This window comes from Bradyrhizobium sp. LA6.1, from assembly GCF_040547805.1.
Taxonomy (GTDB): Bacteria; Pseudomonadota; Alphaproteobacteria; order Rhizobiales; family Xanthobacteraceae; genus Bradyrhizobium; species Bradyrhizobium barranii.
In genome coordinates this window covers 1-20,605 of the sequence record NZ_JBEPQK010000017.1, presented here as the reverse complement: position 1 = coordinate 20,605, position 20,605 = coordinate 1, and the positions used below count along the sequence as shown (strand labels likewise).

The following is a 20,605-nucleotide window of genomic DNA, read 5'->3' as shown; positions in this document are numbered from 1 at the left end:
GGCCCCATGAGCGAGCTCGCCCCTCAATTCTCCTCGCCGCTCGATCCCTCGCGCAGGTCCGGCTTGATCACGTCCTCCGGCAACGCATGCGCCACCGGCTGCGGCGTGCCGGCGATCTCCGGGCCGACTTCGCGGCCGCGGGCGTGGATCAGGCGTTCATAGGCCGAGACCAGCGTGACGTAAGGACTGACCCAGATCCAGCCGTCGCGAGTAAATACCTGCACGTCGAAATGCAAATGCATCGATGTGCCGGCGGGATGGTCGAGATAGTTGGAGACCACGCCGATCTTCTCGCCTTCGGTGACGATGCGGCCGTTGAGCATGCCGTCGGCGGTCAGCGCCTGCGGGTTCATGTGCATATAGCGGAAGCGAATATGCTCGGTGCGGCTGTTGACCTCGAGCGTCGCGGCCTGATCCTTGGCGCCGCGGATCACGATGGCGTCGCGCACCGCGACGACGCCTCGCTGCTTGCGATCGCAGGGTTCGTGGCCTTCGCCGGGCGGTGGGCATTCGGCGGCGCGGATGTCCTCGCCCTGGTGGCCATAACCGCCGCCGCATTGCCAGACCTCGAAACTGCGGGACTCGCAGAAATTGTCGCGCCAGGGATAGGCCGTCGGGCCGTCGCTCTTGTCGCGCTTGCCGTAGGATTGCGAACGCACGAAGGCGGGCGCCTTTTCGAGCGGAAAACGGATCTGCGCATAGGCCATCACATCCGGATGGCCGGCCTTGTTGCGATAGCCGGTGTTCGGGATGATGTCGCCGCTCGGTCGGTAGGTGAAATCCGGCGACCGCGCTGAAGGACGATCGATGATGCTGGAGGCCATGTCCGTGAGCGGCCGCATGCGCTGGCCGCCGGCGATGCGGAGCCCTTTCAGGAAGCGCTCGGCAACCGGATAGGCTTCCTTGCAGGCGAGCCTCCGCGGCTTTGCGATGCTGTCCAGGCACTGGATGGAGACGACATAGGCAACGCCGAAGCGGGTGAAGGCGTAGCGCACATAGCCTTCCCGGATGAACCTGCGCAGGTCCGGATAGGTTGCCGCAAGCGGCTTGACCTGCTCGCCCTTGCCGCCGGCGGGATCGGCGACGTCGTAAACGAGTGCCGAGCCCGTGATCTGCACCTCGACCGGCCTTGTGTAGACGCGGCTCGGCATGCCGTCGCCGGCACCGGGTTCGAGCGAGAAGCTGGCACTGTAACCTGAGGGGCCGGCATCAAACATGTCGACGGGATTGAAATCGGCCTGATAGCGCGAGAGCGCGAGTGTCCCCGGCGCGCGATTGCGCTGCGCCTCGAGATAGGCGGCAGCATCGAACGGCAGAAGCACGGGCACGGAGCTGCGGGCGATACCGGTGAAGAATTGCGATGAGACCGCGTTGAGCTGCACCAGCGCAGGCATGGCGCGCGGATCGTAGCGTGGCACCGAACGGCGGGGTGCGAAGATGAAGTCGCCCGCGATCGGAGGACGGCTGTTGACCTCGGTGCGGAACTGGTCGAGCGCTGCGCGCCAATCGACGCGCAGCGCCGTGAGCGAAGGGCTGCGGATTTCGTCCGCAGCGAGCGGAGTGGCGGTGAGGAGCGAAAGCGCCGCCAGAATCAGCGAGACGAAGCGGAAACTTTTCCCAACCACTGCCTCGGCCCCCGGCGGCACCTGCTCTGATTCCTCGCTTAGTCCTTGGCGCGCTCGGAGTAGGAGCCGTCTTCGGTCATCACCACGATACGGGTGCCGACGGCGATGTGCGGCGGCACGGTGGTGCGCAGGCCGTTGGAGAGCACCGCGGGCTTGTAGGAGGAGGAGGCGGTCTGGCCCTTGGTCACGGGCTCGGTCTCGACCACTTCCAGCGTCACGCGCTGCGGCAACGCGATCGACACCACGTTGACGTCATGCGTCGACAGCTTGACCGTCATACTCTCCTGGAGATAGGCGGCCGCGTCGCCGATGACGTCCTTGGACACCTGGACCTGGTCATAGGTTTCCGGGTTCATGAAATGGAAGCCGTCGCCATCTTCATAGAGGAAGGTGAAGTTGCGCTCTTCGATCGTGGCCTTCTCGACCTGGTCGGTGGTCTTGTAGCGCTCGGAGATCTTTACCCCGTCCGAGATTCGGCGCATTTCGATCTGGCTGACCGGAGTGCCCTTGCCGGGATGGATGTTCTCGGCGGTCACAACGACATAAAGCTTGCCGTCTTGCTCGATCACGTTGCCCTTGCGAATAGAACTGGCGATGACTCTCAAAGCTATATTTCCTGCTTGCTTGGCCCGGCTCCGGCCAGGACGTGGTCAAATTGATGGGGGACCTGGGGCCTCAAATCAGACCGCGGCACCCGTTTCGGGCCGCAACATACGCATTTTGTCATTGAATGCCAGCATTTTGCTGGCCTGCGGGGCGGCCGGTTGATGGTTGGGGACAAGCCGATTTCGCCGTTCTGGTCGCCCTCGCGGCACCTCGACCGGCGGCCGCTCCTCCAGGCCAGGGGGGCCATTACCGGGTCTCTCAGGGGCTTTTTCGCCGAGCAGGGGTTCCTCGAGGTCGAAACCTCGGTCCTTCAGGTCTCCCCGGGTAACGAAACCCATCTGCACGCCCCCCGGACCGAGATCATGCGGCCCGATGGCAGCCGTGCCAGCCGGTACTTGCGGACCTCGCCGGAATTCGCCTGCAAGAAGCTGCTGGCGGCGGGCGAGGAGCGGATTTTCGAATTCGCACGGGTGTTCCGTGATCGCGAGCGTGGCGACCTGCATCTGCCCGAATTCACCATGTTGGAATGGTACCGGGCCAGCGCCCCCTATGATGCCATTATGGCGGACACCGTCGTGGTCATCGCCCGCGCCGCGCAGGCGACCGGGATCGGGAATTTCTCGTTCCGCGGCCGGGCCGCGGACCCCTTCGCCGAGCCGGAGCTGGTGACGGTCGCCGGCGCCTTCGAGCGGTTCGCAGGGATCGACCTGCTGTCGACAATTTCGGGCGGCGAGGGTAACCGTGCCGCGCTCGCGCAGGCGGCCGGCGCCAAGGTCCGGGTGGCGGAGGACGACACCTGGTCCGACATCTTCAGCAAGGTCCTGGTCGAGCATGTCGAGCCGCATCTGGGGCAGGGGCGTTTGACCATTCTGTTCGAATACCCATCTCCAGAGGCGGCGTTGGCGCGGGTGAAGGCCGATGACCCGCGGGTCGCCGAGCGGTTCGAGGTCTATGCCTGCGGCGTCGAGCTCGCCAACGGCTTTGGCGAGTTGACCGACGCCGAGGAACAGCGCAAGCGCTTCACGGAGTCGATGGCGGAGAAGCAGCGCCGCTACGGCGAGGCCTATCCGCTGGACGAGGATTTTCTGGCCGCGGTCGCCCAAATGCCGGAGGCGAGCGGTGTCGCGCTCGGCTTCGACCGGCTGGTGATGCTGGCGAGCGGCGCAGCGCGGATCGATCAGGTGGTGTGGACACCGCCTGCAAATGAAACGTTAAGTGAGACATGACGAAGACCAACCTTGCACGCACCCTGCGTGAGCCGGCCGAACTTGTGGCCGCGCAGCTTGCACCTGCCGAAGCGCTGCCCGCGCTCGAACGTGTCGCCGCGCGCTATGCGGTGGCGATCACGCCGGCGCTGGTCGAGCTGATCGACACGTCCGATCCCGACGATCCGATCGCGCGGCAATTCGTTCCGACCGCCGCAGAACTGGAGATGCAGCCAGGCGAGAGCGCCGATCCGATCGGCGATCATCCGCACTCGCCGGTGCAGGGCATTGTGCATCGCTATCCCGACCGCGTGCTGTTCAAGCTCGTCCACGTCTGCGCGGTCTATTGCCGCTTCTGCTTCCGCCGCGAAATGGTCGGGCCCGGCAAGGAGAACGCGCTCTCGGACGGCGCATATCGCGCGGCGATCGACTACATCCGTTCGCACAGCGAGATCTGGGAAGTGATCCTGACCGGCGGCGATCCCTTGATGCTATCGCCGCGCCGGATGAGCGAGATCATGGCCGATCTCGCGGGAATCGATCACGTCAAGATCATCCGCCTTCACACCCGCGTGCCGGTAGCCGATCCCGCGCGGATCAGCGACGAGATGGTGGCTGCGTTGAAGGTCGAGGGCGCGACCACCTGGGTCGCGGTGCATGCCAACCATGCGCGCGAGTTGACGGGGCCTGCGCGCGCGGCCTGCGCGCGGCTTGCCGATGCCGGAATTCCCATGGTGAGCCAGTCCGTGCTTTTGCGCGGCGTTAACGACAGCATTGCCGCTTTGTCGGATTTGATGCGAGCTTTCGTCGAATGCCGGATCAAGCCCTACTATCTGCATCACGGCGATCTCGCGCCGGGCACCGTGCATTTGCGAACGACGTTGGCCCAGGGGCAGGATTTGATGCGGCAGTTGCGCGGACGGGTGTCAGGACTGTGTCAGCCCGATTATGTCATCGACATTCCCGGCGGCGCCGGCAAATCGCCGGTGGGGCCGAATTATGTGTTGGCGGTGCAAAATACCGCAGCCGACGCGCGTGAAGCGGAAAAGGAAACGCGCTATCGTATCGTGGATTATTGCGGCGACGTTCATCTCTATCCGCCCGAGACGTGAGCGGCGATGCAGAGAACGTGGGTTTGAGAATGGAGGAACGGACATGAAGAAGATCATGGTGGTGGCAGCGTCGCTCGTGGTCTTGCTTGGCGGCGCGGCGGTTGCACAGCCCAGCGGCTCCAAGGGGGCGACATCCGGCGGCGCGACGTCCGGGTCGGTGCCGCAAGCGCCGATCGGGCATCGCCAGCCGCGCGCCGGTGACGTACCGAACGAGAAAAATCTGAGCGATCCGAATAATCCCGTAAACAAGGAAGACGCGGCGCTCGACAAGAAGATCAAGAGCATCTGCCGCGGCTGTTAGCTTGTGGCTATCGGCGGGCAGGGCGCGACAGCTCGCCCCGCCCGCGTTGGTTTTGGCCTTACGCCGAGCGTTCGTGCAGCCCCGCGCGCTTCGTGTTGCGCCGGATCTCGACCGCGTCAGCGAGTTGCTCGAGCGCGGTTGCCGTGGTCGCCCAGTCGATGCATCCGTCCGTGATGCTCTGGCCGTAGGTCAGCGGCTTGCCCGGCACCACGTCCTGGCGGCCGGCGACGAGATTGCTCTCGATCATCACGCCCATGATACGGTTCTCGCCGCCCGAGATCTGGCCGGCGATGTCGGCCATGACCAGCGGCTGGTTTTCCGGCTTCTTGCTCGAATTGGCGTGGCTTGCATCCACCATCACCAGCGGCGCGACGCCGGATTTGGCCAGATCGTTGCAGGCCGCCGCGACGCTTGCCGCATCGTAATTCGGCTTGCTGCCGCCGCGCAGGATGATGTGGCAATCCTCGTTGCCCGCGGTCGAAGCGATCGCCGAACGGCCGAGCTTGGTCACCGCCATGAAATGATGCGGATGCGAGGCCGACTTTACCGCGTCCGCAGCGATGCGCACATTGCCGTCGGTGCCGTTCTTGAACCCGACCGGGCAGGACAACCCCGAGGCCAGCTCGCGATGGATCTGGCTCTCGGTCGTGCGCGCGCCGATCGCGGCCCAGGACACGAGGTCCGCAATGTATTGCGGCGTCGTCATGTCCAGAAATTCTGCGCCGGCGGGCAGGCCGAGATTGTTTACCGCGGACAGCACGTTGCGCGCCAGCCGCAGGCCCTTGTTGATGTCGAAACTGCCGTCCAGGTCAGGATCGTTGATCAGGCCCTTCCAGCCGACGGTGGTGCGCGGCTTCTCGAAATAGACCCGCATCACGATCTCGAGCTGGTCGGCCAGCTCTTCGCGCAAGCTCGCGAGGCGCTCGGCATATTCGAGCGCGGCCTTGGGATCGTGCACCGAGCAGGGGCCGACCACGACCAGCAGGCGGTCGTCCTGGCCGTTGAGGATGGCATGGATGGCGTTGCGCGCCGCCATCACCACACGCGTTGCGGTGAGCGTGCGCGGGACTTCCCGCATCACCTCTTCCGGCGTGCTCAGCTCTTTCAGTTCGCGGATACGAAGATCGTCGGTCGTGCTCAGCACGGCGGGCTCCTGTTTGTTTGAACCTGCCGGCAATAAAAAAGCCGCCAGGTCTGGCGGCTTGTTCGGACGTTTGCTTCAATATTCAGATTGAGCGCGATCCTCCTGCCGCCAGCGAGCTGTCGTAGCTAAAGTACCAAAAATAGCTGGTGACGAGGGTGATCATGGCCGCTCATATAGCGTGCGATTGGCGGGTTGTCACCCCCCAATCGGCGCGAGCGGCCACGAGGCGCCTCAACTGTTGCTCTTGCGAGCCGCCAGCGCCATGCCGATCAGGGTGGCGCCGCCGAACAGCAAATTGATACCGACGAGGATGCCGATCGCCCATTCCGCCGAGCTCGGCAGCCCCGTGATCACCATGAACGCGATGGCGATGTCGACGAGGCCGGAGATCAGGAGCCAGGACCAGCGGCTGCTCAGCTCGCGGCGGTGCTCCAGCGCATACATGATGGTGGCGACGCCCTCGGCGAGGAAGTAGGCGCCGAGCACGATAGTCAGCGTCAGCACGGCCTGCATCGGCCGGGCCAGCAGGAGCATGCCGGCGAGCACGGCCAGCGCGGCCGAGATCAGCGACCACCAGAATCCCGGCGAGCTGCGCGCCCAATAGGTCACGATCAGTCCGCCGATGCCGCTGATCAGGAACATCCAGCCGAGAAAGATCGTGATCGCAAGGCTCGCGAGCGGCGGCAGGATCAGCGCGGCGACGCCGAGAACGGCAAGCAGGATGCCTTCGAACAGGAAAGCCTTCCAATGCGCCTTGACCGTTTCGCTCATGGCGGATTGCAGCCGGGAAAAATCCTCAGGCGATGTCATCGGCAGGCTCCAGATCGAAAGATGTCTGCTCAATCTAGTATGCACACACCGCGCTTGCCATCCCGGGGCTCAACCGCCGCCGTGCGCTGACGAAAAACCTTCGCCGCTGGTGCGAACGCGGTTGCGGCCGAGAATGTAGATCGCGATCGTGACGATCAGGAGCGCGAGGCCGAGCAGGATCGAGACGAAGCCGATCGGGATCAGGGCCAATGTCAGATTGCGCTCGGGATTGATCAGCCAGTGATGGATCGAGGTCAGCACGAAGGCGAGGCCGAGAAAGCCGACGCCGCCGCCGGCGAGCAGCAGCGCCCACATCCGGCGCAGCTGGCTAAGCCGCTCCCGCGCGATATCGGTCCGCGGCGCGTGATGGCGCGCGACCCGCCGCACCAGGCGGATGGCGAAGGCGATCGAGCTGAAGCCGATCAGCAGGCTCGCTCCGCCCAGCCACATCCGCAGCGTCGGATCGAGATCGGGCATCCGCTGCAAGGTCAGCAGCGGGAAGTCGAAGGCCGAATGCAGCGCGAGCGGACCTGCGAAGATCAGCAGGCGGCTGGACAGGCGGGCCCAGTCGCGATGGTGGCGGTTGGCGCCCAGCGCCGTGCCGGCCCGCGCGATCGTCAGGTAGGCGCCGGCGATGATGCCGAGCGCGCCGTGGAACGGCACGGTCAGCACGCTGCGCAGCGCGGCCAGCGAGCGCCACATCTCGGCGTGCTGGACGAGGTAGGCGAGGTTCTCGTAGGCGGCGAAGCCGAGGCCGACCGCGGCGCCATAGACCACGGTGTCCATCGGATTGGCGAAGGTCCGCCGCTTGGTCGAGGAGACCAGCACGATGGCGATCACCTTGACCGCTTCCTCGGGCAGCGCGACCCCGAAGACCGAATGCATGGCGAGCGCCGCCCAGGGGTTGTCGGGGGCCGCAACCATCTTGGCGAAGGGCGCGCGGGCAAGGCCCAGCAGCGAAATGCTGGCCGCCCCGAGCAGGAACGCAGTCCAGACCTGGGCCGGCGGTCCCGGGCGCTCCTCGGCGGCAATGACGAGCCACAGCATCAGCAGCGCCGGGGCGATGGCGGCAGTTCCGATGACGGTGGGCAAAGCTTCAATCAGGTACATCGGCGCCGAAAATAGGTTCCCTTGATCTGCTTATCTACGTCTACCGATGCGACCATGTGTCATGCATTTGCTGTCGCGTCACTTAACAGGCGCGACAGCCGGCGTTCATCGGGATCGGCACCGAACGTGTAGAATACGAGCGCAATCAAGCGCATGACAGAACCAATTCGTCATCGATGGGAGCGGTCCGCGCCCGCCACCGGATCGCGATTGGCAAGTCAGATCAAGGCACTGCGCAGGTTTCTTCGATTCTCGATGCACGTGACTGAGCGGCGAGTCCAGAGGCGGCGGGGCTTCCGCCTGGACAACGCGCGGCCGGGCTAACCGGCCTAGTCACGCTTCGTTGTGCGCCCGCGGGGCGGCGCAGCGACCCGGCGTGCCCGCACCTGCTCCAACTCCCAGAAGGCGCGCACGAGGCACGTGCCAAGGCAGAAGACGATGAGCAGCAGCAGGAAGGCCTGGTCGACGGCGGGGATGTGCATCATGACGTTGATTAAGCAACGTGCATGCCATGCGTTCCCGCAGCCGCCTGCGCCGCGCGCAGCCCGCAAGGCGATTTGGGCCGGCGTTCCCGCCCTTCAATGCGTGGTGAACGGCGGTGGGGTGTCCGGCGCGATGTCGAAGGCGCCGAGATGGAATTCCTCGCCGACGGCCTCGTCCGGCTCGGCGTGGTGCGCGAGCAGCGTGAAGGCGGCTTGCGGATATTGCTTCCAGATATCGAGATCGCCGGCCGTAATCGTCAGCCAGCCAAAGGTGTACATGTAGCGTCCGGGCTCAGTGACCCGGCCAACCCGGTCCCAAGTGATCTTATCAATCCTAATCTTGTTGACTGCCATTCGGTCCCCCGATCGCAAGTCTGCAAATGAGGTCCGGCACGAGGCACAGACCCTCAAAAGCTGATCCCGCAATGGGGCCGCGATAGGGCAGCGGAGCAGAGGCAAGGCGGCCGGAGGAACGGCCGCCGCCTGCCGCCTTAGCGCGCCGTCGTGGCCGCCTGCGCTTCCGCTTCGGACGCCAGCTCGAGCTGACGGTGCGAGGCGTGGAAGACGTCGTGGACGAGGCCGATCTTCTCCATGCCCAGAATGATCAGGCCGTTGAGATCGATCTCCCACCAGGCGTGCGAGATATAGGCGTCCCGCGGGAAGCGGTGATGGTTGTTGTGCAGACCCTCGCCGAAGGTGAGGATCGTGGTCACGAACTCGTTGGTCGAGGCGTCCTCGACCTCGAAGCGGCGATAGCCGTAGGCGTGGCAGACCGAGCCGGTGAGCTGGCTGGTGAGGATCAGCAGGTAGCAGCGGAGCAGGCCGGAGAACAGCACGCAGCCGATCATGGTGTGCACGCCGCCGAAGGTGTAGCCGATTACGGCGGGAATGAAGACGCCGGACATCCCGTACCAGACCCAGCGCGTGCGCACGAAGAACATCGCGATCGGATCGGCGAGGATGTCCTTGGCGTAGTATTCGTTGTCGGTGGTCGCCTGGTCGAACACCCAGCTGCCCTGGGCGTGCAAAAAGCCCTTGAACGCGCTGACATAGCGATTGCCGAAGCCGTCGAATTGCGGGCTGTGAGGATCGCCGACATCGTCAGCGTATAGATGGTGGCGACGGTGGTTGGCGACCCATTTCGCGATCGAGCCCTGCACCGCCATCTGGGCGATGGCGCAGAAGAAGACGCGCATGATCGGGCCGGTGCGGAAGCTGCGATGGACGAACAGGCGGTGCATGCCCGCGCCGATGCCGAACGTCGTCAGCGCGAACATCCAGGCGAAGGTAAACAGCTCCACCCTGCCGACGCCTTGCGTGATGGCCCAGATGATGCCCGCGACAGCGCCGACGTAGAGAATGCCGAGGAGGAGGTAGCTTTCGCGCAACTTGGCCTGGACGAGCGGGCCTTCAGTGATGACGCCGGGCGGGAGCTGCGGCTTTGCGACGGCGGGCGCGTTTTGGGCGGTCTCTGCCGGGGCGAACTCAGCGATGGACATTCCGGGACTTCCAATAACTCGGGGCCCGCAGTGATTGCGGACATGCTGGGTCACACCCTACCGCGCGGGGATCAGCACCTCCAGTATTTAGTTAAAATTGAGTTAAAATCGATCGGGCCGATTCAGGCCAATTGCAGCATGGGCGTACGGACAACCAGGCGGACGAGGTCGTCCCGCTGCTGCTTCTCGGCGAACTTGACCGCAAAGCCGTTGTCGAATTTGCGAATGACGCGCCCGACGCAGGCGCCGACCGCAAGCGGGGTTCCGATCTGCGGGTCGTATTCGCAGGATATCGCGACCCCGGCCGTGGAGACGTCGATGATGAAGCAGGCATGGGTGCTGCCGTCGGCGAGCGTCAGAAAGCTGTGCGAGACCTGCGGAACGAAGCGCGCGTCATTGCGCAGTTCCAGAATGCTGGCGTCCTTCTGCTTCTTCTCCAGCCAGGTCAGCTTTTCCGACATCCAGGCGCGCCGCTCCCGCGTCATGTCGAGTTCCATCAGGAAGCCCGCCTTCAGCGTCGCGCTGATGGTGCACTGGAATTCGCCAAAGTCCTGGAAATAGGAGGTCACGCGCTCGCCGACCTTTCCGACAACAGGCACGTCGACGATCATGCGGAACGGGGAGACACGCTTGGTGCGGCAGGCGAAGGTACGCAGCTGGCCCTCACAATCGTACCAGCGCGGCAGCGAGTAGCTGCCGCTCACGCTGACTTCCACTGCACGCTGCCGGAGAAACTCTGAGACGGACATGAACGCCAATCGTGTTTCGGATTGTTTCCGTAGATTCACGGTAGGGCGCAACGTCTAAGCAAACGATACGCCGATCAAATAGCAGGGGTAAATTTCCGGTAAACGCCCCGGCCGTCTCACGACATCGTCATTGCGCGCCGCTCAGAGAGATCCGAGCAGCACCAGCAAGGCGAGCAGGCCAAGGGCCATGAGGAGCTTGATCGTCGTCGCGGTCAGGCTGTCCGGCCTGATCTGGAATCCGAACCACGGCAACGCGTGCCGCATCGCCAGCCCCGCAGACGCTTCGACGGTCGCGAACACGACGGCGATGCCGGCAATGGCGGACCAGGATGTGTCCGGCGGCATCCATGCCGCAAGCCAGGCCGGCACGGAGCCTTGCAAGGACGCGAGCAGCGCGAACCATCCGAACAGGGATGCGAAGCCCTTGATGATGTCGGGTCCGACCGTATCCGGCTCGAGCCGGATGCCGACCGTTCCGAGCGCGTGTTCGATGCGCTCGCCGTCGGTGAGGAAGAGGAAGGCACCAAGATAGAGAGGAACACGCGACTGGAAGAGCAGGGCGATGACACCGAACAAAACCATGTAGCCGAAGGCGTCGCCGAGAATGTCCACGCCGCTCGTGCGCGACGGCGCCGGCACCGTCGCGGCCTGGGGCTGCGGAAGCGATCGGGCGCGTGCCATGTGCTCCAGCATTCTGGCGCGCCGCTCCGGCGCGTACGGCGTGGTACGGTGCATCCAGGACGGCAGTGCCGGCGAGGCGGCGCCGGTCTGGCGGTCCGAGGGGGATTTATGCAGCACCATGGCCTGTACCGGTTCCAACGGGACATTGGTCGTCGGTCGGGGGCGGGGAGGTTCATGCGGGGCGGCGGATTTCGCCGCATCATCCGATGGCCCGGATGATGGCGCTCCCTGGCGGAATCGAACCCCTCTCTCCACTGTGAAAGAGATGGGATGATGTCCATGGTCGTTTATCCCCGTCTAAAAATGCGTGCTGCTTTGGCTTCCTCGTCGAGCTTACGCATCCGCTCCTAGTGGTAGGCCCTGGCGGCCGCTCGGTTCTCCACCTTGGTCATTGCGCCATCGAAGCCTGGCGCCGCGAGAGTCAAATTATCAATCCCTTGGGCCGCGGAACGAACGCGGGCTACTGCGCATCGTGGGTGTGGAAAAGCAAAGGCCCCGCCGGTTCACGCTGGCGGGCCCCAGCCTTGTTGCATGCGCTAATCATTCGTGAATTGCCCAGCCCTGACGCCGTAGAAATACTGATCCAGCTATGATGGCGGTGGCGTTGATTACCGGCTGTGTCAGCGTTTTGGCTCTAGGCGCCACATTCGCGGTGGTCATCTATTTCGATGCTAGAGCGGATCGCAGGCGCCAACAGTAAGGCCGCGCCAGAAGTTGATTGCCTGATGAACAGGATCACTCAAACGTTGGGCCGGACGGGGATGTCCCTTGTTGTCGTCTCTCTCGTCTCTGCCTGCTCCAGCTCAGAACATGCCGCTCCGAAGTCAGTTGTTCGATCTGGCGCGCCGTGGGCCCGAGACCTCAATGAGCCGCCCCCAAATCGAGAGCCCGCGAGTGCCGCAACTGCACAGACAAAGGCAGACCTGAACGCTGCGCGCCAGAAGGCGGTTACCGGGCGGTAGGGGCGCTTTCGCGCTGAGTCGTCCGCAAGCTTACCTGTGCTGGCAGAACTTCACGAGCGGCGGGGCTTTGGTCCCGCGCCTAGATCAGCGGAAAATGGTTGTTCCTATATTGAAGGGCTGACGGATCCGCAGGGCTCATGGGTTAGGAGCACGTGCCCGTGCCAACATTCATGGTGCGTTTGGGCGAAGCCAATCAAGGCCAGGATAATCAAAGCCACTGCGACGCATCCGGCTACAACGTTCTGCATCATGGCTGCCACTCCAGGTAAACTGTGACTGGCTTACTCGGCCAGGCACCGGCGAGCAGGCCTTCGAAGTCCGCGCTGGGCGCCCGGTCACCGAGTGATCACCGCGGACGGTGACCGGGCGGACAAGCTATTTGGCGAAACCGGAGTCTAGAAGCTTCAGAGTCGAAATCGGCCACTTGCCGTCGTGGCCACCGATCGAGATCCGGAGCCCGTGCACCTCGTCAAGGAAGACGTGATCAACCGTCCCCGCCTTACCGTCGGTCAGGATAACACCCCTGCCGATTAGCTCCGTCTCGGCAGCATGAAGTTCTCGAAGGATGTTCGTCGCTCGTTTGGTCCAGTCATCGGACATGGTCATGCCCTACGCGGCCGGCGGATTAGTGAAGATCAGTCAGCGCGGCAGATTCATTGAGGCCATCGCCGCTTCGCGCGAGTCAGTGCCGCCAACCGTCCTTGTCGAGCTCGACCCTGAAACCTTCCGGCAGCCGCGGCGTCTCGCCTTCGGTCACGACTTGCAGCGCGGGTTACTTCGGTGGGCGCAAATCGCCTTGAAGCCAGCGGCCATTGGAATGCATGGGATCTTCATGCGTTGCGAATGTCGTACGTGCGTGATTGCAGACAGCGCAGCGAAACATGTGCAAGTCCACGCTTAGGCTTTTTGGCTCGATGCTGACGAGCATCATCTGGGCCTTGCACCTCGGACAGGCAGGGCGCGCAAATGGAGCCGGCGGAATGTGCCGCGCCAATCTGGCGGCCCACCGTTGTTCGAACTTTCTTTCGAGGTCCGCAGGGATCGTGCTCATGATCCGAACTCCGGGGTTCGCGATCCTGCCCCGGTGCTAACGCCTCAACGCTCACCGCGCCCTAAAGGTCCCAAACAGCACCAGAAGGAACCATCGCGTCCGCAGCGGCGCGGTAGTCGGCCGCCAGCGCGTTCAGTCCGTCGCGCGCGAGAACGAGATCGTCATCGTCCGCCCAATCCGAGCAAAGGCGCTCCATCTCGCGCAGCTCCGCGACCCGGCGCTGTGTACGAGTCCATACCCGTATATTGGACAGGTGTTGGACACGGCGGCGGAGGAGGGCGGCAAGTGATTGATTTTGTTGGCGCTCCCTAGCGGAATCGAACCGCTCTCTCCACCGTGAAAGGGTGGCGTCCTAACCGATAGACGAAGGGAGCAAACACAAGGCCCCGCCGCTTTTCACGGCATGGCCGCCGGCCACCCGAGTCGAGCCCGGCGGCTGCAGCGGGCGAACGTATAGTGGCCTTTGGCGCCGTGGGCAAGCCGTTCGGGAACGGTCTTTTGGCACCAGTGGATAGCCTCCACCCCCGCTACATTCGGGGGCGATTTCAACGGTTTCTTAGGGGGGCCTGAGCTAGCGCTGGAACCGGAGAAATTTGTCCATGCCCCAGCCCAAGAAGCGCGCAGCCCGCAAATCGCTGTCGCGGCACGCCTGGATCACGCTCGACGGCGGATTCGCGGCGCGGCATTGCCTGGTCCAGGACATCTCCGATACCGGCGCAAAGATCACGCTGGACGAGGACGCGAGCCAGCTCCCGGGCGTGATCCGGATGGCGTTCGCGCGTGATGCCCGCACCGGGCGGAGCTGCCAGGTGATCTGGCGCCGCGGCAAATCGGCCGGCGTCAAGTTCATCTGATCCCGCGCGAGGCGACCCGGATGGCGCGTGGCGCCGGTCCGGGCTAGAACGGATGCATGCGCGCGCCGTTCCTCATCCTCATCCCGTTGCTGGCCACCTCCGCGGCCGCGGCCGAGGCCCTGCGCCTTCCGCCTGCCGAGGGGCCGCAGGCCGGCAAGGCTCTGCCGCTGAAGGGGACGGGTGGCACGGCGAAGGCCGGTTCCTGCGCCTCCTATGGCCCGCGCTTCGTCATGGTCGAGGGTACCAGCACCTGCGTGAAGATCGGCGGCTCGGTCAGCGTCGAGACCACGGTCAGGCGCTGAAGCCGATGCCGCCGGATCTCATGCGGCCCGACATCATCGTCCCCTTCGTGATGTATTGCGCACTGCTGTTGTGGGTCGGGCGCGGCCTGAGCTGGACGGCCAAGCTCGCCACCGCCGCCGTGACGCTGGTGCTGATCATCTGCGTGCTGCTGGTCGAGCGCGGCTGGCGCTAGGCACCGCCCAGAACAAAAACCGCGAAAACAACCCCATGCACAGTAGCCGTCAAGTCTTGGCGCGACGCCCGAGACGTGCGCCATGGCGACGATTCATCGCGCGCTCAGCACAGCTTACGCCGCGCCGCCGGCTCACGACATCGGCGGTGCGACGAACTGGGCAAATCCGGGCCGCTTGCCGAGCTCGGCGAGCCAGCGGGTCAAATGCGGTTGCGCCGGACGGGTGATGCCCTCGACGCCGAGCCAGCGCCGCGCATAGGCGCCGATCGCGATGTCGGCCAGCGTGAACTGGTCGCCATCCATGAAGCGGCGCGATGACAGCAGGCGGTCGGCGATGGCCCAGACCTCGGCGGCGGCATCGGCATCCCGCTGCACCTGGATCATGTCGCGCTCGGCGGGGGCCGTGCGCACGATGCCCCAGAACACCGGGCGGTCCACCGGCTGCACCATCGACAGCGTCCAGTCGAGCCAACGGTCGACGCTGGTGCGCAGCTTCGCTGCCTCGGGATAGATCGGCGTGCCGCGGCCATGCGCGAGGCAGAGATAGCGCATGATGGAGTTCGATTCCCACAGCACGAAGTCGCCCTCGACCAGCGTCGGGATCCGCGCGTTGGGGTTCATCGCGAGATAGTCGGGCTCGCGGGTCTTGCCAAAGCTCATGCCGGCGTCGATGCGCTCATAGGGCAGGTCGAGCTCGGCGAGGCACCACAGCACCTTCTGCACGTTGACCGAGTTGGCGCGGCCCCAGATCGTCCGCTTGGTGTCCGGCATGAAGTCCTCCCGCATTTCGCTTTGGCGCGCGTGATAGCGGAATTCCCTGGCGGGAGCGACGGCGATTGCGGCGCGCCTCTCATGCAAAAAGCTCCGCCGTCGGCGGAGCTTTTATTGCAAGCTAAACTTGGCAAATCGAACCCGGCAGATCGAGCCCGATGATCAGTGGCCGAAGAACAGCCACAACAGAATGATCACCGGGATCGGCACGCCAAGCATCCACAGCAACAGTCCTCGTCCCATTGCGTCCTCCTCCAATCGTTATGTCGGAGGGACAACACGGGTAGCGAGGGCTGGTTCCTGCGTCGCGGCCCTACCAGTGGCCGGTATTCGGCATCGACGACCAGGGCTCGGCCGGCGCCTTCGGCTCGCCCTTCTGCAGCAGCTCGATCGAGTGCAGATCCGGCGAACGGACGAAGGCCATGTTGCCGTCGCGCGGCGGACGGTTGATGGTGACGCCGGCCTTCATCAGCTGCGCGCAGGTTGCGTAGATGTCGTCGACCTCATAGGCGAGATGGCCGAAGAAGCGATCCTCGCCATACTTCTCCTCGTCCCAATTGTAAGTGAGCTCGACCAGCGGCGCGCCGCGCGTTTGCGGCTGCTTCTTCAGCGCCTCGAGATCGTCCGCCGAGCACAGGAAGACGAGCGTGAAGCGCCCCTTGTCATTCTCGATCCGCCGCACCTCCTTCAAGCCCAGCGCATCCTGGTAAAACTTCAGCGCGACATCGAGATTGCGCACGCGCAGCATGGTGTGAAGGTATCGCATGGTTGTTGCTCCCTGATACGGAGGTGTTTTGGTTTGGGCCGGAACGGCGGGGACAGGAGATAGCAGGAAAGTGGGAGGAGGGGCAGGGGGCGCAGGCACATCTGCGTGAGGGAGAGACGGTGGGTGCGGTCAGCCAACTCAGCATGGACGGACAAGCCGTAGCGTCAGCCGGGACACGCAGATGAGTTCAATGCGCTGTCAGCGGAATTCAACGCTTCTCGTCAATGAGCAAGCCCGGTCCTGCCGATGAACCATCCTCAATGTCACGGTCACTAATGCCCATATCAGGAAGGTATTTCGCCGTGAAATGGTTCAAGCGATATGCAATTGGCTGCCTGATCTGGTTGATCCTCGGCGGCATCAACGATGGCTACAGACGGCCCGGCGAAGACATGCGTTGGGGCGCTATCGTCATGGTGGCGGGTTTTTGGCCAATCGTGACCGCCGTCATCGTTGGCAGCTCTGTTGGCGAGGTTGCGCACAAGATCAATGAAGGGAAGCTGGGGTGACTGACGTGTCCGACACCCAGAAACTGATGCCCGCACTCTCGACGCCTAGGCGCGACCTGCTGAGGCGAGAAATATATAGGCAATTCGGAGTTGATGGTCGAAAGACGCTCTTCTTGCTCCTTCTCCTTTTCGCGATCCCCGCGGACGACTGCTCCGCGCAGACACCGCCGCCCCCAGTCGACGAACATGCGTTCGAGCGCGTGCCGCCGACAGTCGTGAAGAGATTGGCGACCCGCTTTTCGCTAGGCGCATTCGCCGGCCGCTTCGAAGAGACGCGGCTCGGCGCGGTTCGCGAAGCCGTGGGCGAAGGGACCATCCGACACCAAGGCGACGCTGGAGATAGCATCTATTGGCTGTGTTATCGGCGCGCGCAGCATCGATTATGGGTGGTGTCCAGCGGAGAGATGGGCGGCCCGGACCATCTCGTCACGGAGATCGTTGAAGAGCTCACCGAGAAAGACGCCGGGGCCTCGGTCGATTGCGCCATCATCCCGGAAAAGTTCTCGCCCGTCGTCCTCGACAGCAAGCTGCATTTAGGTATGTCGCGTCAGGAGGTAATCACGGCGTTGGGACCGCCGTCGAAGTCGGAAGCTGCTCAGATCGTGTATTCTCACGAGGGAAAGCTCGCAGACGGTTTCGATGAGACCGCTTGGCTCATTCTCGGATTTGGTGAGGACAAGCTCGTGTCCATGCGCGGCGGCAAGACCACGACGAATTGAAGTGGCTGGAGTTACGGTGACAGTGCACTCAATTGGCGCTAGCACCAAGCTGTCGGCCGAAGCCCCAGAGTCAGTAGGGGTGGCGATCGGGAATCAATTTAGTGCACTGTCACCGTAATCCCAAGCATCGAATGCTGTTTGCCGCTCGAAACGGATCATCCTGAAGGTTGCCGCGCCCCGATCTTTTGACGCGCCGGCCCATAACTTTGTGCATTTTTTCGTAATGTGAACTAGTTCATATTCCCGCTGTATAGCGAGCACTACCCTTTGCCGGTGCAAACTTCGGACGCGCTTCTTCCGGAGGGAAGATATGAGTACGTGCGGACGGGCTGTATCCAGCATCCAGAATGCGACCCACGTCATACGGATAGCCGCAACGGTTGCGTCGCTTTGCGCCGGACCGGCATTTGCGCAATCTCAAACAGCGCCCCAAATCCGAAAGCAACAAGAAGCTCTGATTTGGATGACCTACTACGAAGGTCTTGTTGATGGAAATGTCGGTGAAGGCACGCTTGCGGCTATCAAGAAATTCCAAGCTCGCATTGGGCATCCTGTAACGGGTCAATTGGCGCCGCTGGAAGAAGGTCAACTTCTGCGCGAGGGTCGAGTTCGTCGTACTCAAGCGGGGTTTAAGCAGTTTACAGACAATGACGCAGGGGTTTCAGTCGGTATTCCCTTGGGCTATGTGGAGGGACCAACAGAGACGAAATGGGGTAACCACTGGTACAGCAAGAAAAACGGATTGCTTGTTGAGACACTGCGGTTTGGGACCGAAGTGTCGTTTAAAGATCTCTTCGACAGATTCCTCAAGATCAATGACAGGAAAGTTGCCTATCAGCGTTTCGTTGAAAACGATTGGTTCGTGATTGCTGCATTCGAGGGAAAAGCAGCTGTCTATGTCCGCGCCGATGTTGTAACGCCGCCTAACAAGCCACCGGAGATACGCGGATTTTCAATTTGGATGAGCAAGGATCGGCCCATCGAGTACCAGGCAATTCCTCCCGCGATGCTGTCTAGTTTCAGGTCCAACACCGACCGAAAGAATGATGCTTCGTCGAATGAAACGGTTGGCATCAGCACTCCGCCTGCCGTTGCGAATCCACCTCCTCTTGTAATTCAGACGAGCAAGTCCGCGGTCAGCGTTTTAGACTGTTACAAGGGACTTGGAGATTGTCCAGCTGCGATGACCCCGGCTCCGGTTGCCGCGTTTAAAAAGGATTGAGCTTTAACATTGAGAGATGTCGCCATGTGTATTGCATGCTCGCGACGCGCTTTGATCATCGGTTCGATTTCGACCCTCGTGTCAAGCCGAACAGCTTCCTATGCGATCGACGGCAGCCGTGTGGCCTGCGTTTCTGGAAGTTCGCTGCCCGATTATAGTAACATGACATCCAAATCGGGCGATCCGGCCTTTGACAGAGCGCTGATAGCAGAATTGAAGCGCATCATTTCGGTGATTCCGGTTGACCCTGGATTCAAGTTTGTCAACGCCAAGAACGCAGGAGCCACGCCTGAGACCATCGTCAATGGAACAAAGGGGACTGTCTTAATCGGAATCAGGCTGGTTAATGAGCTTCTCAAACCGAGGCAAGGAGGCATCACCGTAGCCTGTGTGTTAGCACACGAGTGCGGGCACATATTTCAGTTCTTCTCGGCCGATCAATATTATGCTCGTTTGAGCGGCCCCACGGAGCGTTTGCGCGAGCTTCATGCTGACGTCCTCGCCGGATACTATTTGGCCAAGAAGATGGGATCCGATCCCGGCGCTATGCGCGATGTACTGAGGGCATTCATTGACCTAGGCGCTTACGAAAACGCTTCACCGGATGATCATGGATCTCCGGGGCAGCGATGCGCGGCATTGGATAAAGGATATACGCTGTCGTTGAGTGGGAAGCCGTTCCAAGATTCAGCGCAGGAGGGTGCATCCTATGTGCGTGGACTGTAGAAAGCATTCAGCGCAGCTCACTTTAGCCATAGCAATGTGGAGTTGCTGGATTTCGCCAAGCGCCTGCGAGGAGACCATACCTCCTCCGCCAGTGCTTCAGAATCCTTCGAGCGCAGGAGCCACTCTCGCGGGATTTTTTTCGTCAAAGACACCTTACGAGTTTTGGCTGACCTGCTTGATCGGCATTCTTGGTCTCGCGATTATAGGCGCCCTTATTTTTTCGTTACGGAAAGTAGCGAATGCTCGGCCTGATGACATTGCCCGCCCAGTAATCATACTTACCGTAATCACTGGAACTCTCATCTTGGTGACAGTTGGCTACAGCAACGAACAGATTGCACCGGCTTTCGGACTATTCGGAACTATCATCGGGTACATGCTAGGTCGTTTTGCACAAACTACTTCGGCTGCCCCTGTTTCGAGTGACGCTCAACAAAGCACAGCTTCTCAGTCACCAGGAAAGCTTTCGAATACAGAAGAAGTAAGGAGCGCAGCATGATGGTCCGCGCGATGATTCCGGTTTGCGTTTTGGTCGCAATAGGTCTAGGGGCGCCAGCCGCCGCGGGGGATTCTGCGACACCAAGGACGCCTATCGGTCCTCGGGAAGGGGGAATAGCTCAGATAGCTCCCCCGTCTATTCTCTTGAACTCGCCGCCTAAGTCGGGTGAAATTCGCATACGAAATCCCGGTCCATACACGTTAGTTTTTTCTTACTGGAACGGGCAGTCTGCATGGCAAACCCTATCGATTGAGCCTAAGCAGTCGACAGACTTTTCGTGTGCAAAATGCGGCGAGACGGTTCTAGTCTCGTACCACGACGGAAAGGAAAATAAGACGATCAAGGCAACAACTGGACGCACCTACCTATTTTGGCCTGGACAGGCGAATGCCTGGGTTCTGGTTCTAGCGTCTTCCGAATCCCAGTAGCTGTTTAGTCCGACATCGTTGCTCTCATTCCAGTCCGTGCATCCGCAGAATTACGGTGACAGTGCACTAAATTGACGCCATCCGATTTCGCGATCAAGAAGCGGCATGGCCCGCCTTGCCCGTGTCGTTATTCCCGGTCATCCGCACCATGTCACCCAGCGCGGCAATGGCCGGTCGCGCACGTTCTTCGACGATGGCGACTATGCGCTCTATCGTGACCTGCTCGCCGCAAATTGCGGCGACGCCGGAGTTGAGGTGTGGGCCTGGTGCCTGATGCCAAACCACGTGCATCTCATCCT

25 protein-coding genes and 1 tRNA gene are annotated in these 20,605 nt (G+C 62.4%); 11 read left to right on the top strand and 15 right to left on the bottom strand.

The features are described from left to right. Nucleotides 1-23: 23 nt before the first annotated feature. Nucleotides 24-1,646, bottom strand: coding sequence for a hypothetical protein (locus tag ABIB99_RS32530; protein ID WP_063983479.1), 1,623 nt, complete (start codon nt 1,644-1,646; stop codon nt 24-26). A 17-nt stretch (nt 1,647-1,663) separates the two neighbouring features. Then, nucleotides 1,664-2,230 carry an elongation factor P gene (gene efp / locus ABIB99_RS32525; RefSeq protein ID WP_063983478.1) on the bottom strand — a complete coding sequence of 189 codons (567 nt, stop codon included), beginning with the start codon at nt 2,228-2,230 and terminating at the stop codon, nt 1,664-1,666. A gap of 162 nt (nt 2,231-2,392) precedes the next feature. Between efp and epmA the strand changes: the two genes are divergently transcribed. From epmA to ABIB99_RS32510, 3 genes are read left to right on the top strand one after another with little or no spacing between them, the layout of a single operon-like run. Then, a complete protein-coding gene (epmA, locus tag ABIB99_RS32520) occupies nt 2,393-3,457 on the top strand; it encodes an EF-P lysine aminoacylase EpmA (protein ID WP_063983477.1) in 1,065 nt (354 codons plus the stop codon). Continuing rightward, nucleotides 3,454-4,548: a lysine-2,3-aminomutase-like protein gene (locus tag ABIB99_RS32515; RefSeq protein ID WP_063983476.1), complete on the top strand. Its 1,095-nt coding sequence runs from the start codon at nt 3,454-3,456 to the stop codon at nt 4,546-4,548. The genes epmA and ABIB99_RS32515 overlap by 4 nt, the downstream gene beginning before the upstream one ends. Nucleotides 4,549-4,591: 43 nt before the next feature. Continuing rightward, entirely contained in the window at nt 4,592-4,849 is a 258-nt protein-coding gene (locus ABIB99_RS32510) for a hypothetical protein (RefSeq protein ID WP_063983475.1), read from the top strand. Nucleotides 4,850-4,907: 58 nt separating this feature from the next. On the opposite strand, the gene ABIB99_RS32505 is transcribed toward ABIB99_RS32510, so the two are convergent. The 11 genes from ABIB99_RS32505 to ABIB99_RS32455 form a co-directional block, all read right to left on the bottom strand. Further along, the gene (locus tag ABIB99_RS32505; RefSeq protein WP_063986391.1) at nt 4,908-5,993 is read right to left on the bottom strand and encodes a 3-deoxy-7-phosphoheptulonate synthase; all 1,086 of its coding nucleotides are present in this window, start codon (nt 5,991-5,993) and stop codon (nt 4,908-4,910) included. A gap of 231 nt (nt 5,994-6,224) precedes the next feature. Beyond that, entirely contained in the window at nt 6,225-6,803 is a 579-nt protein-coding gene (locus tag ABIB99_RS32500; RefSeq protein ID WP_063983474.1) for an HdeD family acid-resistance protein, read from the bottom strand. 69 nt (nt 6,804-6,872) lie between these two features. Then, nucleotides 6,873-7,913, bottom strand: coding sequence for a PrsW family glutamic-type intramembrane protease (locus tag ABIB99_RS32495; protein WP_028151012.1), 1,041 nt, complete (start codon nt 7,911-7,913; stop codon nt 6,873-6,875). Nucleotides 7,914-8,242: 329 nt separating this feature from the next. Next, entirely contained in the window at nt 8,243-8,398 is a 156-nt protein-coding gene (locus ABIB99_RS32490) for a hypothetical protein (RefSeq protein WP_187387714.1), read from the bottom strand. Nucleotides 8,399-8,491: 93 nt separating this feature from the next. Beyond that, complete coding sequence (locus ABIB99_RS32485; protein ID WP_063983473.1) at nt 8,492-8,749, bottom strand: hypothetical protein; 258 nt, start codon at nt 8,747-8,749, stop codon at nt 8,492-8,494. A gap of 137 nt (nt 8,750-8,886) precedes the next feature. Further along, complete coding sequence (locus ABIB99_RS32480; RefSeq protein ID WP_063983472.1) at nt 8,887-9,894, bottom strand: acyl-CoA desaturase; 1,008 nt, start codon at nt 9,892-9,894, stop codon at nt 8,887-8,889. Between the two features lie 122 nt (nt 9,895-10,016). Next, nucleotides 10,017-10,643, bottom strand: a complete 627-nt coding sequence (locus tag ABIB99_RS32475; protein ID WP_063986390.1) for a PilZ domain-containing protein — start codon at nt 10,641-10,643, stop codon at nt 10,017-10,019. Between the two features lie 141 nt (nt 10,644-10,784). After that, nucleotides 10,785-11,444 (bottom strand): hypothetical protein, encoded by a 660-nt coding sequence (locus ABIB99_RS32470; protein ID WP_063983471.1) that lies wholly within the window; start codon nt 11,442-11,444, stop codon nt 10,785-10,787. Between the two features lie 1,217 nt (nt 11,445-12,661). Further along, nucleotides 12,662-12,892: a photosystem reaction center subunit H gene (locus ABIB99_RS32465; protein WP_084795144.1), complete on the bottom strand. Its 231-nt coding sequence runs from the start codon at nt 12,890-12,892 to the stop codon at nt 12,662-12,664. Between the two features lie 506 nt (nt 12,893-13,398). Beyond that, nucleotides 13,399-13,533, bottom strand: a complete 135-nt coding sequence (locus ABIB99_RS32460; protein WP_256461574.1) for a hypothetical protein — start codon at nt 13,531-13,533, stop codon at nt 13,399-13,401. A gap of 103 nt (nt 13,534-13,636) precedes the next feature. Continuing rightward, nucleotides 13,637-13,711 (bottom strand) — tRNA-Glu (locus ABIB99_RS32455). Between the two features lie 225 nt (nt 13,712-13,936). Between ABIB99_RS32455 and ABIB99_RS32450 the strand changes: the two genes are divergently transcribed. From ABIB99_RS32450 to ABIB99_RS32440, 3 genes are read left to right on the top strand one after another with little or no spacing between them, the layout of a single operon-like run. Continuing rightward, nucleotides 13,937-14,191 carry a PilZ domain-containing protein gene (locus tag ABIB99_RS32450; RefSeq protein WP_063983468.1) on the top strand — a complete coding sequence of 85 codons (255 nt, stop codon included), beginning with the start codon at nt 13,937-13,939 and terminating at the stop codon, nt 14,189-14,191. Nucleotides 14,192-14,247: 56 nt separating this feature from the next. Beyond that, a complete protein-coding gene (locus ABIB99_RS32445; RefSeq protein ID WP_354179442.1) occupies nt 14,248-14,493 on the top strand; it encodes a hypothetical protein in 246 nt (81 codons plus the stop codon). Nucleotides 14,494-14,498: 5 nt separating this feature from the next. Continuing rightward, nucleotides 14,499-14,666 (top strand): hypothetical protein, encoded by a 168-nt coding sequence (locus ABIB99_RS32440; protein ID WP_014495480.1) that lies wholly within the window; start codon nt 14,499-14,501, stop codon nt 14,664-14,666. A gap of 132 nt (nt 14,667-14,798) precedes the next feature. On the opposite strand, the gene ABIB99_RS32435 is transcribed toward ABIB99_RS32440, so the two are convergent. Both ABIB99_RS32435 and ABIB99_RS32430 read right to left on the bottom strand, forming a co-directional pair. Next, the gene (locus ABIB99_RS32435) at nt 14,799-15,437 is read right to left on the bottom strand and encodes a glutathione S-transferase family protein (protein ID WP_063986389.1); all 639 of its coding nucleotides are present in this window, start codon (nt 15,435-15,437) and stop codon (nt 14,799-14,801) included. A 313-nt stretch (nt 15,438-15,750) separates the two neighbouring features. Next, nucleotides 15,751-16,203: a VOC family protein gene (locus ABIB99_RS32430; protein WP_014495478.1), complete on the bottom strand. Its 453-nt coding sequence runs from the start codon at nt 16,201-16,203 to the stop codon at nt 15,751-15,753. A gap of 302 nt (nt 16,204-16,505) precedes the next feature. Here ABIB99_RS32430 and ABIB99_RS32425 point away from each other — a divergent pair, with 302 nt between their 5' ends. From ABIB99_RS32425 to ABIB99_RS32405, 5 genes are all read left to right on the top strand, one after another. Further along, complete coding sequence (locus ABIB99_RS32425) at nt 16,506-16,712, top strand: hypothetical protein (RefSeq protein WP_028151003.1); 207 nt, start codon at nt 16,506-16,508, stop codon at nt 16,710-16,712. A 5-nt stretch (nt 16,713-16,717) separates the two neighbouring features. Further along, complete coding sequence (locus ABIB99_RS32420; protein WP_354179438.1) at nt 16,718-17,431, top strand: hypothetical protein; 714 nt, start codon at nt 16,718-16,720, stop codon at nt 17,429-17,431. 310 nt (nt 17,432-17,741) lie between these two features. Beyond that, complete coding sequence (locus ABIB99_RS32415; protein ID WP_354179436.1) at nt 17,742-18,653, top strand: peptidoglycan-binding domain-containing protein; 912 nt, start codon at nt 17,742-17,744, stop codon at nt 18,651-18,653. 51 nt (nt 18,654-18,704) lie between these two features. Beyond that, complete coding sequence (locus tag ABIB99_RS32410) at nt 18,705-19,379, top strand: M48 family metalloprotease (protein WP_354179434.1); 675 nt, start codon at nt 18,705-18,707, stop codon at nt 19,377-19,379. 1,032 nt (nt 19,380-20,411) lie between these two features. After that, nucleotides 20,412-20,605, top strand: a 194-nt coding sequence (locus tag ABIB99_RS32405; protein WP_354179432.1) for a transposase, incomplete at its 3' end; no start/stop codon positions are given.